This is a genomic window from Chroococcidiopsis cubana SAG 39.79, from assembly GCF_003991895.1.
Taxonomy (GTDB): Bacteria; Cyanobacteriota; Cyanobacteriia; order Cyanobacteriales; family Chroococcidiopsidaceae; genus Chroococcidiopsis; species Chroococcidiopsis thermalis.
This window is the reverse complement of the sequence record NZ_RSCK01000029.1, coordinates 1,790-12,639: the sequence shown is the minus strand read 5'-3', so window position 1 is coordinate 12,639 and position 10,850 is coordinate 1,790. Positions and strand designations below refer to the sequence as shown.

Annotated in this window: 13 protein-coding genes; 7 read left to right on the top strand and 6 right to left on the bottom strand. The window is 45.2% G+C overall.

Annotated features, from left to right (window positions below; all coding sequences use genetic code 11):
- Positions 1-114: 114 nt before the first annotated feature.
- Positions 115-258, bottom strand: a complete 144-nt coding sequence (locus tag DSM107010_RS38530; RefSeq protein WP_158631809.1) for a hypothetical protein — start codon at positions 256-258, stop codon at positions 115-117.
- Between the two features lie 304 nt (positions 259-562).
- Here DSM107010_RS38530 and DSM107010_RS17825 point away from each other — a divergent pair, with 304 nt between their 5' ends.
- Positions 563-1,405: a hypothetical protein gene (locus DSM107010_RS17825; RefSeq protein WP_127023515.1), complete on the top strand. Its 843-nt coding sequence runs from the start codon at positions 563-565 to the stop codon at positions 1,403-1,405.
- A gap of 21 nt (positions 1,406-1,426) precedes the next feature.
- On the opposite strand, the gene DSM107010_RS17820 is transcribed toward DSM107010_RS17825, so the two are convergent.
- Positions 1,427-2,245 carry a ParB/RepB/Spo0J family partition protein gene (locus DSM107010_RS17820; RefSeq protein WP_106171006.1) on the bottom strand — a complete coding sequence of 273 codons (819 nt, stop codon included), beginning with the start codon at positions 2,243-2,245 and terminating at the stop codon, positions 1,427-1,429.
- Complete coding sequence (locus tag DSM107010_RS17815; protein ID WP_106171008.1) at positions 2,238-2,960, bottom strand: ParA family protein; 723 nt, start codon at positions 2,958-2,960, stop codon at positions 2,238-2,240. Before DSM107010_RS17815 ends, DSM107010_RS17820 begins: the two co-directional genes overlap by 8 nt.
- Before the next feature lie 258 nt (positions 2,961-3,218).
- Here DSM107010_RS17815 and DSM107010_RS17810 point away from each other — a divergent pair, with 258 nt between their 5' ends.
- From DSM107010_RS17810 to DSM107010_RS17800, 3 genes are all read left to right on the top strand, one after another.
- A complete protein-coding gene (locus DSM107010_RS17810; RefSeq protein WP_127023512.1) occupies positions 3,219-4,052 on the top strand; it encodes a dienelactone hydrolase family protein in 834 nt (277 codons plus the stop codon).
- Between the two features lie 572 nt (positions 4,053-4,624).
- Entirely contained in the window at positions 4,625-5,776 is a 1,152-nt protein-coding gene (locus DSM107010_RS17805) for a filamentous hemagglutinin N-terminal domain-containing protein (RefSeq protein WP_106171370.1), read from the top strand.
- A 189-nt stretch (positions 5,777-5,965) separates the two neighbouring features.
- Positions 5,966-7,855 carry an autotransporter outer membrane beta-barrel domain-containing protein gene (locus DSM107010_RS17800; RefSeq protein ID WP_127023508.1) on the top strand — a complete coding sequence of 630 codons (1,890 nt, stop codon included), beginning with the start codon at positions 5,966-5,968 and terminating at the stop codon, positions 7,853-7,855.
- Between the two features lie 256 nt (positions 7,856-8,111).
- Here the strand turns inward: DSM107010_RS17800 and DSM107010_RS17795 are convergent, their stop codons facing one another.
- Positions 8,112-8,330 (bottom strand): hypothetical protein, encoded by a 219-nt coding sequence (locus tag DSM107010_RS17795; protein WP_106168229.1) that lies wholly within the window; start codon positions 8,328-8,330, stop codon positions 8,112-8,114.
- A 335-nt stretch (positions 8,331-8,665) separates the two neighbouring features.
- Between DSM107010_RS17795 and DSM107010_RS17790 the strand changes: the two genes are divergently transcribed.
- Entirely contained in the window at positions 8,666-9,160 is a 495-nt protein-coding gene (locus tag DSM107010_RS17790) for an SRPBCC family protein (protein WP_199755604.1), read from the top strand.
- A 75-nt stretch (positions 9,161-9,235) separates the two neighbouring features.
- Here the strand turns inward: DSM107010_RS17790 and DSM107010_RS17785 are convergent, their stop codons facing one another.
- Positions 9,236-9,463, bottom strand: a complete 228-nt coding sequence (locus DSM107010_RS17785) for a hypothetical protein (RefSeq protein WP_127023505.1) — start codon at positions 9,461-9,463, stop codon at positions 9,236-9,238.
- Positions 9,464-9,631: 168 nt separating this feature from the next.
- Positions 9,632-9,856 (bottom strand): hypothetical protein, encoded by a 225-nt coding sequence (locus DSM107010_RS17780; protein ID WP_127023502.1) that lies wholly within the window; start codon positions 9,854-9,856, stop codon positions 9,632-9,634.
- 63 nt (positions 9,857-9,919) lie between these two features.
- Here DSM107010_RS17780 and DSM107010_RS17775 point away from each other — a divergent pair, with 63 nt between their 5' ends.
- Both DSM107010_RS17775 and DSM107010_RS38525 read left to right on the top strand, forming a co-directional pair.
- On the top strand, positions 9,920-10,612 hold the full coding sequence (locus DSM107010_RS17775; protein ID WP_106168232.1) for an IS6 family transposase: 693 nt from the start codon (positions 9,920-9,922) through the stop codon (positions 10,610-10,612).
- 66 nt (positions 10,613-10,678) lie between these two features.
- On the top strand, positions 10,679-10,816 hold the full coding sequence (locus tag DSM107010_RS38525) for a hypothetical protein (protein WP_158631808.1): 138 nt from the start codon (positions 10,679-10,681) through the stop codon (positions 10,814-10,816).
- Positions 10,817-10,850 lie beyond the last annotated feature (34 nt).

Genomic DNA, 10,850 nt, shown 5'->3' with positions numbered 1-10,850 from the left:
AATTATTTCCTTTTTAGGAAAAGTATTTGTTCCAGAATACCACTTAGATACTTAGTATAAATTTGCGTGCGTTCGCCCTGACCCGCAGAGATTAAATTCTCGCTGTCCAGGCGGTCAGCGCCTAACTGGTGCGCCTGCTGGTACTGAAGCGGCTCCCGCTCCAGACGCAACGACACCTCCTACTCCTGAGACTACCCCAGCTCCCAATGGAACTACGGGTACTACGCTCCGCCGTGTAAATACATTGCCAGCCAGCATTAGGAGGCTTCCACGCGACTCAAATATGTCGCTTCCACGCGACTCAAATATGTCGCTTCCACGCGACTCAAATATGTCGCTCCCAGGCGACCCTAGTACACTTCCCCCTTTTAAATAAAAATAAGCTCAACATTGTATAGAATGGAGAACTTCATTGTTTGGCGAACTTCCCAAACTGTTTGAACGAAACTTTGCTATAGGATTTCTTTTACCAATAACAACGTTTCTAGCAATCAGTTTCAACCTTCTAGAAAAATTTGGCTTACCAAATACCAATCTACTTAAGTTTCTCGAACAAAAGACTTTGGTAGAGATTACTATAGTTGCTCTATTCACATGGCTGAGTGGAATTCTTTTACTCGTTTTCAATAGAGACTTATATAGAATCCTAGAAGGATATGGCAAGTTTAATCCATTTCGGGTATTCAAATTCATCGAGAAGAATCGTTACTTAGCACTTGAGAGAAAGATTTCTAAACTAGAGATTAAGTACAAAGAGTTAAGGGAACTTAGAAACCAGCCAGAAGTCGAGGCTAAGCTTTTAGGAATTTTGAACGCTTTAGCTGAGTTAAAGCAAAAGAAAGTTGTCCGCTTTCCTGATAATGAAGCTTGGCTTCTACCCACAGCTTTTGGAAACACAATGAGAGCCTTTGAAGTCTACTCTCGCGTTATGTATGGATTGGATGCGATACCAGGATGGGAACGATTGCTAACCGTAATTCCAAAAGATTATCGGACTTTAATAGATGATGCTAAAGCACAAACAGACTTTTGGATCAATATATGGTTTCTTAGTCTATTGCTTGCATCAGAATATATAATTGTTTTGTTTCTAACCCAAAAACTTATTCTAGTTTGGGTTTTTTCAGCAGCTATTCTATCAGCACTTTTCGCAGCTTATAGAGCTAGAATGGCTGCTGTTGAATGGGGTCACTACATCAAAGCATCTTTCGATGTCTTCTTGCCAGAGCTATACAAGAAGTTAGGATTTCAACATCCTTTAAATAGAGCTGAAGAAAGAAGTAATTTGGTGCGCTTTAGTCAGGCAATTATTTACAGATCTGAAGTATCTCTACACGACCGAGCTTTACCTGAGTCAAAAGAGAATAAACCAAAAGAAAATGAAGAAGACAAGCCAGAAGATTAGAATTAGCGATTGTCAAAGCTTTCACTGAGTCCTTTTCTTCTCTTCCTCAATACTGGCTTTCAGTTTCTTCAAAAATGTAGGCACGGCTTTATAAAGAGATTCATCTGTTCCCGTTGGCTCATCTTCTGCTGGTAAACTAATCAATTCCTCTAATGCTGCCTCAATCCTGCGTAATGTCTTGAGTTTCTGGAAATTAGGAACTGAGTTCCTAGTATTTTTGTACTGTTCAGGTTGTTGCTCTGCTAGAACCTTGCGAACGTATCGGGCGGATACACCAATTGCCACTGCTAGAGCGGGACCCAGTGCCTTCTCTCCTCCCTTGGGACGACCAGGAATATTGCGATAGTTAAGCGATCGCAGCCGTTCTGCTAGTCGTTCGATTTGGTCGCGGGAGTAGTTGACGCGCTTCTCATTCTCTGCCAACTCCACTTGTAGCGATCGCTCTGGTTCTGCCGCAGAATCAAAGGGCATAATTCGCACGGGAATTAAGTCATTGGAGAAATGCTGCTGGTAGAGTTCTAAATTGGTTTCCTTCAACAACCTAATTGCCGCTAGTCGGTGTCCACCTGCTAACAAAATCCCTTTGAGATCGACTACCAACGGCTCAATCAATCCCAAGGCTCCAATCGATTCTGCCAAATCTTTAACGTGTTGCTCTCGTAACGGACGGGTATCTTCTACTCTGGGGTGAATATTAGACAGCGGTAGGTTTGTGCGTTGGGAGCGATCGCTTGTCTGTTTATCTTGTGCTACCTGGTCTTGTTCGTGAATGGCATCAGCAACAGCAGCCGCCTGTGCGATTAAGGATGCGCTATCAGCGCGTTTTCTAGGTCTAGCCATTTAATATCCACTCCGCGATCGCAGTTAAATCTTTTGCTCCTTTTGAATTTGGCTCGGATTGCATCAACGGGACTCGCTCGGCAGCAGCCCATGCTAAAGCAGAATCTTGGTGAACCGTCAGCCGTTTAATTGATGGGTAAGTTACTGCTAACTGCTCGTCTATTGCCCGATCCATAGAGCGGCGCAGGTCGATTTTACTTAAGACCAATGCCCAACGCTTTGCACCCTTGCGCCCTTTCTGCTGCCGTAAGTTCAACTCGTTCAATACCCGTCCCGCTCCCACAACCGCAAGCGGGTGAGCGTCAGTACAAACCAACGCTACATCAGCAGCAACAATTCCAAGGCGTTCTAGATACTCTACCCCAGGAGGGCAGTCGAAGATTAGCACGTCGTAGTCCAGTGGTGCTACTGCATCTGCTAAGTCTTCAGGGTCTAGAGTTTGGATGTTGTGATCGGTTAAATCGGGTCCCCCTGGCAGAACGTGTAAATTCGGTGCAGCTTCCAAGGGCTTTGGTGCATTCCCAGATAATAGCTCAGCAGTGCCTGGTGCAGTTGGGTCAACTCCTAGAACGTATCCGGCGTTAGACTGCGGATCTAAATCTACCACCAATACCCGCTGTCCTTGGTGAGCCATTGCAGAAGCTAGACCACAAGCAACTGTAGTCTTTCCTACACCACCTTTTCTAGCTGCTACGGCAATTCGATGCTGAGTCATGGAGGAGACGGCGAAGCGATCGCGAACGTATGGAAGGCAGGATAACAGACTTTGGCTACATGATGTCTGCTCGACTCAAGCACTTGGCAAAACTTTAGTTTGATTAAAGACTTATAGAAATTCTGAGAAGTTTGAATAGAGGAAGCACTTGAATTTCAGACATATGGCAGCTCGTACTACTTATACTACTACCCTTAATATTTTCTAGTTGACATTTGTAAACTCTCATATCTTTTAACTTACTAGTTGAGGTAATCTATGTCACTAATTAACACCTTCTCACAATTTGAATCGCCATTCTCCCATGACGGCATGACTCACAAAGTTTATTGGAAAAGAGCAAAAGGTTCCAATGAGTCATCGCCAGCCGTCCTACTCATGCACGAACTACCAGGGATGACAGAAAGTTGTCTAAAATTTGCCAATCGTTTAGTTGACAACGGATTCACAGTTTATCTCCCCCTTTTATTCGGGAAAGCTGGCGAATCAGATGCGATTGCTGCGGTCGTTGCCAATTCTCTCATTTACACGGCTCAAATTTGTATCAGTAAAGAGTTTAATGCATTAAAAGAGCGACAGTCTAGCCCGATTACTAACTGGTTGAGGGCGCTTTGTCGGCAGATTTACAGCCAACCCCAACACCAAAGTTTTAGGGGAATTGGCGCAATTGGTATGTGTTTGACGGGTGGATTTGTCCTATCGCTGATGATAGATGAAACCGTGATGGCTCCAGTTGCTAGTCAACCTTCCCTACCCTTTGGCTTGACAGATTCTCAAAAGAAAGCGTTGGGCATTTCACCGGACGAATTAGCAGTAGCAAAGGAGAGGGCAAAGGAAACAGGTTTATTAGCACTACGTTTTGAAGAAGATCGGATTTGTCCGCCAGAGCGTTTTGATACCTTGAGGAAAGAATTTGGAGATACTGTTGAGTGCAAGATTATCTCCGCTCAGGAAAGAAAGCGAGACGGTATTCGACCTAGCCCCCATGCCATTTTCACAATTGATTTCGCGAATAAGCAGGGAAATCCGCATCGTTGTACTCAAGAAGCTTTGGAGCGGCTGATTGAATTTTTGCGAGAACGATTGTTTTAAATTTTCAGCTTATAACAACTACTTTTTCTTGGTGTTTAATGCTAGAGAAATAACAACCAAACCAGGAACAACTTCGAGCAATAAAGCGGCGGTAGTGAAAATTGACCAGAGATCGGTATGCATAAAAATCTCCTTGTGGTACTTATTCTGTAGAAGTAATGCTCACTTATTGATTTATTCGTTTGACAGACGAGATTTATGCAATGCACTAGATGCGATCTCTCATAAAAGCTCAGACTTTTTTGTTGAGTTACTACTCAAAATTGAAGCAGCTCTAGAATAACAAAACACTAGGGCGGCTGACAACAAACAACGCACTCACACACAAGAGCGCATTGCAGACACTGGTATTTTACTACAGGTACGCTGGAACTACCTGCGCCATCGTAACATCTCTATTTGGTTGGCGATCGCTCAAGAGCTTTTGTAACGAGATGCAATCTGAAAGTCGTGGATATTACGATTCGATTGTGTTTTCCTAACGTTGGCTTGATTTTTTTCTCGTAGGTATTTATAGTTATTGATGCTTCGTCATATGTGATTGATTTAACTTAATAAATACTATAGATAAGATGTATCTACAAATATCTTCGATTTTTGGGTGGGGAGTGCGGTTAGGGTTGGCTGGTGTAGTAGTAGGGGGTGCGATCGCCTTTAGGAGTACTGCACTGGCTCAGGTTGTGCCAGATAATACATTAGGTGGAGAAAATTCTGTTGTTACTAGTACCGATAGTGCAGACACAATCACTGGTGGAGCCACGCGAGGAGGAAATTTATTTCACAGCTTCGACTCTTTTTCTATCCCCAACGGGCGGACAGCTTTTTTTAATAACGGGGCAAGTATTCAAAATATCCTCACCAGAGTCACGGGTAGCTCGATTTCTAATATTGATGGTTTGATTCAAGCTAGCGGTGCAGCTAATTTATTTTTACTCAATCCCAACGGAATTATATTTGGTCAGAATGCCAGGTTGAATATCGGTGGCTCGTTTGTAGCGAGTACAGCTAGAAGTATTAATTTTGCCGATGGCACGCAGTTTAGTGCTACGCCAGATACGGGTACGCCGTTACTCACCGTCAGCGTCCCCTTGGGTTTACAACTTGGCGCAAGTCCAGGGGGGATTGTCAGCCGCGCTAGTGGAGAAGGGTTGCAAGTGCAGCCTGGTAAAACTTTAGGATTAATTGGTGGTAATGTCAGTTTAGATGGCGGAAATCTAACAGCTAGAGGCGGACGAATAGAATTAGGTGCAGTTGCAGCCCCAGGAGTTGTAGGAATTGGCTCTAATATTGGTGGTTTCCGCTTCAGTTTTCCTACAGATTTAGCTCTGGGAGATATATCGTTGACTAATGGAGCTTTGGTTGATGTAAGGGCTGGCGGTGAAGGTAGTATTGCTGTCAATGCCAGGAACTTAAGCCTTACAGGAGGTAGCCAACTCGTAGCTGGAATTGACGAAAATCAGGGTTTGGTTAATAGTTTAGCAGGGAATATAGACGTTAATGCCCAAGACACGCTTAGTATTGACGGCATAGGTACATTTCCAGACGGAGTTTTCAGTGGTGGAATCTTTAATATTGTGGGACTAGGAGCTACGGGGAACGGTGGTGATGTCAACGTGAAAGTTGGTTCTTTGTCCCTAACCGATGGTGGAAGGGTTACTGTCAGTACCTTTGGCATTGGAAATGCAGGCGATGTGAATATAGATGCTAGAGATAGCATTTCTTGAGATAACAGTGTAATTTTTAGCCAAGTTAACGAAGCAGCTATCGGCGATGGCGGCAACATCAGTATTGATGCACGATCGCTGTCTTTGACAAACGGTGGAATAGCTTCAACTGGCACCTTTGGGCGAGGAAACGCTGGCAATATTCGAGTAGGTACCACAAATGATGTTGCTCTCAGTGGGAGTTCAGCATTGCAAGCGTTTTCCGTTGGTAGGGGCAACGCTGGCAATGTCACAGTTAATGCTGGCGGTCACGTTTTTCTAGAGGATAGAAGTGCTATTTTCAGCGCTGTGACCCAAACAGAACAGTTTCGCGGCGAAGGTGAAGGTGGTGACATCAATATCAGAGCGCGATCGCTGTCTCTGTCTAGCGGATCGCAAATAGCTGCTTCAACTGAAGGACGAGGAAATGCTGGCAACATTCGGATTGATGCAGCTGATTCTGTAGATGGCAGAGATGGTTCAGTTGTCCAAGCTGTGTCTCTAGGTGAAGGAAATGCTGGCATTATTACCATTACCGCTGGCGATCGCGTTGCTTTTGACGGAGTAGGAGCAAACGGTTTTTCTAGTGGTGCATTCAGTTCTGTAGAGGGAGACGCATTCAGAGGTGATCGCCGAGCTGGTGACGTTAACATTGAGGCGCGATCGCTATCTCTGTCTAACGGAGCGATTCTAGAAACTTCAACTCGCAATTCGGGAAATGCTGGCAATATTCAACTAAATATAAATGATTCTGTTTCGATTAGCGGCGGTGCAATTCTGAGAGCCGTTTCTACTAGCCAAGGTAATTCTGGCAATGTGACCATTAATGCTGGCGGTTTGATCTTTATAGATGGAAGGGGATCTACTGGTGTATCTAGCGGCATTATCAACAGTTTAGGAGTAGTGCCGCAGTTTGGTGGCAATCGCCGAGGTGGTGATATTCGCATCAGTGGGAGATCGCTGTCTGTAACGAACGGAGCGCAAGTCGGCGCTATAACTGTCGGGCAAGGAAATGTAGGCAACATTCAAGTAGATGTAACGGATGATGTTTTGATTGGTGGAGGTTCGGTGCTGCAGACAATTTTAGGTGCAAGGGGTAACGCTGGTAACATCACTATTAATGCTGGGAATCGCATCTCCTTGGATGGTGAGAGTGGAGTATTCAGTGCTGTGGTGCAAACAGAACAGTTTCGCGGCGAAGGTGAAGGTGGTGACATCAATATCAGAGCGCGATCGCTGTCTTTAACCAATGGTGCTCAATTGAATGCCAGCAACATAGCACAGGGCGGTGCAGGCAGCATTGATGTAGGCGTTCGTTCGCTCGATCTCGATCAAGGCAATATCTTTGCCATCACAAATTCAGGCGATGGCGGCAATATTCAACTGAGGACTAGTAAGAGTTTGCGATTACGCAATAGTAGTCAGATAGCGACTTCAGCAGGTTTAGCACAGTTAGCAGGGGATGGTGGAAACATAACAATTGTCACCCCTCTGCTAGTCGCCAATTTTGACGGCAACAATGATATTGTCGGTAATGCTTTCGGTAGTAGAGGTGGCAGGGTTGAGATTAATACCCAGAGCGCAATTGGATTGACACCACGCTCTATCCCAGAACTCAGAGCATTATTAGGAACTGACGATCCGACACTGTTAGATCCTAGTCGCTTACCTAGCAATGACGTTGCATCTCTTTCAAGCTTCTCACTCAATTTCGACTCTGGTGAAGTCTTCTCTGCTTCCGATTTAGTTGAACTACCGACAACACCAGTTGATGCTTCTGCCTTAGTTGCAACTGGATGTCCATCTGGGGTAGAAAACCGCTTTGTTGTCACTGGAGGAGGCGGCTTACCTCCTGCACCTGGCGATAAACTCAGCGCCGATGCCCTTCTCACCGATTGGGCTACTTTAACAGCGCCAGAAACCCAAAACCGCGCAACAGTAGAAACGACTACCCCAGAAGTAGCGGACACTGCGATCGCTCCCTTAGTGGAAGCAACTACTTGGCAATTTGGTTCAAAAGGCGAGATTGTCCTTACTAATGCCGATCCCGCCACGCCAAATCAGTTTGAAGCAACGCCTAGCAACTGTCCTAGTTCATGACCAGGGGCAATCGCTCTTTATTTAAACAGGAGAGCTGGGGCAGGTGGAGTCAGATGTTTGGGAAGTGACCGGAGCGACAACAACGTTTGCGCTTCGCGCTTCGCAAATATTAAGGGGTGCAGTATAGGATTGCACCCCAGCTAACACATAGAGTTTTAAATCTAGAATTGAGCCGTTGTTAGATAAATCCAAGACTCGCAAGCTAGATTCCCGAAAACAGGAATAGCAATGGCGCTACTCTTGCTGACTAAAGATGTTATTTTGATTTGTGAGCTAGTAATTCCAAAAATTCAACTTGTGTCGGTGATTCTTCTAATGCCGCGTTCTCTGGCATCTGAGTCAGGATGCTACTCTTGACTCCTGACGTACAAACAGGACTTACGTAACACACTCCTTGAGTGCAGAATGCTACTACACTACCGTTGAGCGCTTCAAAAACAATCCCACTTCCTGATTCTCGCTTCGTGACAGACATATTAGAAACCTTCTATATCAACAACAGGTATAAAGCTGACGCAGCTAGTACACTAGCGCCTCGTTAAGTTAGGATGCGCAACTGAACCCATTAGTTCCGCTCGATCTTTTAGCGTCACTTTAGTGCAGTGAGAGATCGAATATGAATATGCGATCGCCTTTCTCAGTGTCTCTAACCGAGTTTGACAGCAGCAAAAATCTAGTAGGAAGGAGCGATCGCCCTCCACAAGAGTAATAGAAATACATTTGTTCCCCACCCTGCGGTAGAGCTACATGCGTTATCAATTCGATAGCTTGAGTAGCGTGCTATTAGCAGCAATCGAGAGGGGAACACTTATGACTTCTACTGGTACAAACAGCGCCAAGACAACTGAATTCGAGCAATCGATAACTGTGGATGCTCCAGCAGACGGCATCTTTGACTTTATTTCAGATGTCAAGAACGTGCCTCAGTATCTACCCACGGTCAAGAACGCTCAACCCCAAGAGGGGGAAAGAATTCGCACTCAAGGACAGGCTGGAGAACGCGAGTACGATTCTGACGGGCATTTCCGCGTGGACGAGCAAGCGAGGAGGCTGGAATGGGGTTCTGATGGCGAAAACGATTACAGCGGTTGGCTGGAAGTTCAAGACGATGGAGCAGAGCGATCGCAAGTTAAGGTACACATTCACTACTCGCCCAGACCAGAAACTTTACAGCGCATGGTAGAACATTCTCCCAATGGCAGCTTCGAGTCAGTCATGGACGAGGGAATCTCTAAAACGCTCCAATCGATTAAGCAAATCTGCGAAGGTAAGGGGGGTAAGGAAGAAATCGAAGCTAATAAGTAAGCTTTTGCTAAATGTAGATTCTTGAAATAAAGAAAGCTATTTGTAGCTCCGAAAATAGCTTCTCTAAGGCTACTTTTAATTAGATAAATAATCAGCCATAGCCTTTAGTATTTCGCTCATTTCTTTGCAGTTTATACTCCTAATCTGTCCGGTCAAAGAACTTCTTTGATAATTTCCAACTGTAACTCTTATCCCTATCCCTTCACCGATCCAACATTGGGGAAGTTCCGCCTCGCCGCCCATAGGCAAGTTAGTTGCCAATGCTCCATCTGAAGCAGGCAGTAAATTCTGATGTGAAACCACTGTCTAATCCTGATTTTTATACAAAAAATGAATTAAGCTGATTCTATTTTTGATAACGGTCGAACAAAACCGTAAAATTACAGAATTGTACTTAATTAGTAGTACGTGCAACGCGCAACTGCATTTAAAATTTAGATGAAATTAAACAAGAAATTCATTATTCAAAACTTACTGGCTAGAACCCGATTGCGAGTCCTTGTCGATTTCATTGGTTATTCGCTGGGCAAGGGTTCTAAATAGCTGTGCTACCTGATTGTTATCCGACACGTTGATCTGGTAGATGGTATCAGCATACAAATTGCTGTTGCCAAATACCACAGATATAGCTTGGTCGCCCAGTAGGGACTTCAACAACTGTGCTTTTTTGTCTGGCGGTAGGCGTTTGCACGGCATTGTCAACTTAAGCCAAAAGTAGAATAATCGTACTGGTTCCACTCAGCTCACGATTTCTAGCTCATGTATTCTCGTCATCGATTCCCCACCGAAATCATCAGCTACTGTGTCTGGCTCTACTACACCTTCCCATTAAGCTACCGGGACATAGAGAAAATGATGCTGTACCGTGGGATTGAGGTGACATACGAGTCGATTCGGGAATGGTGTGAGAAATTTGGGCAGCAATACGCGAATCAATTACGGCGTAAACGCCCTTACATTGCGGACAAGTGGCATCTGGATGAGGTAGTAGTCACGATCGAAGGGCAGCAATACTATTTATGGCGGGCAGTGGATAGCGAGGGCAACGTGCTGGATGTCTTGCTGCAACGACATCGGGATACCAAGGCGGCGCATCGATTCTTCCGCAAACTCCTGAAGAAACAAGGCTTCGTGCCACGGGTAATCGTCACCGATAAGCTCAAGAGTTACGCAGCGGCAAAGAAACAAGTACTCAAGAGCGTAGAGCATCGACAGCACAAGGGCTTGAACAATCGGGTGGAGAACTCCCACCAACCAACTCGAACGCGAGAACGGCGAATGCGGCGATTCAAATCCCCAGGGCAAGCACAACGATTTCTATCTTCATTTGAACCGATTCGCCAGCACTTTCACCCCAAGCAACATCAACTCACCGCACCACGATACCGAGAACAACTGCGCCAACGATTTGAGGATTGGCGAGACGTCGCTTGTCTCAAACCTGCTGCTTAAAATCAGCCAAGCTGGCTACTCACGAATCATCGTGCCGATTTTCGGATTTATCCCATTAAGTTGACAATGCCTCAGCAACTTGTTGAAAGCCGAGTTGGAAGCGGTAGATTACGCAATTTTGGAGACGATACAGCGGTCGTTATATTTGACACCGAGGCAGATGATGCACCTGGAGCTGATGGAAAAAGATTATGGTGTGAGTAGCGCTAGGTAAGTGAGATAAGATTGGGGTAAACCA

What these genes read in the sequence shown, in the direction of transcription:
- DSM107010_RS17775 (WP_106168232.1), top strand. Translation starts at nt 9,920, where the DNA reads ATGTATTCTCGTCATCGATTCCCCACCGAAATCATCAGCTACTGTGTC.
- DSM107010_RS17790 (WP_199755604.1), top strand. Translation starts at nt 8,666, where the DNA reads ATGACTTCTACTGGTACAAACAGCGCCAAGACAACTGAATTCGAGCAA.
- DSM107010_RS17780 (WP_127023502.1), bottom strand. Translation starts at nt 9,856, where the DNA reads ATGCCGTGCAAACGCCTACCGCCAGACAAAAAAGCACAGTTGTTGAAG.
- DSM107010_RS17815 (WP_106171008.1), bottom strand. Translation starts at nt 2,960, where the DNA reads ATGACTCAGCATCGAATTGCCGTAGCAGCTAGAAAAGGTGGTGTAGGA.
- DSM107010_RS38530 (WP_158631809.1), bottom strand. Translation starts at nt 258, where the DNA reads ATGCTGGCTGGCAATGTATTTACACGGCGGAGCGTAGTACCCGTAGTT.
- DSM107010_RS38525 (WP_158631808.1), top strand. Translation starts at nt 10,679, where the DNA reads ATGCCTCAGCAACTTGTTGAAAGCCGAGTTGGAAGCGGTAGATTACGC.
- DSM107010_RS17820 (WP_106171006.1), bottom strand. Translation starts at nt 2,245, where the DNA reads ATGGCTAGACCTAGAAAACGCGCTGATAGCGCATCCTTAATCGCACAG.
- DSM107010_RS17795 (WP_106168229.1), bottom strand. Translation starts at nt 8,330, where the DNA reads ATGTCTGTCACGAAGCGAGAATCAGGAAGTGGGATTGTTTTTGAAGCG.
- DSM107010_RS17805 (WP_106171370.1), top strand. Translation starts at nt 4,625, where the DNA reads ATGTATCTACAAATATCTTCGATTTTTGGGTGGGGAGTGCGGTTAGGG.
- DSM107010_RS17810 (WP_127023512.1), top strand. Translation starts at nt 3,219, where the DNA reads ATGTCACTAATTAACACCTTCTCACAATTTGAATCGCCATTCTCCCAT.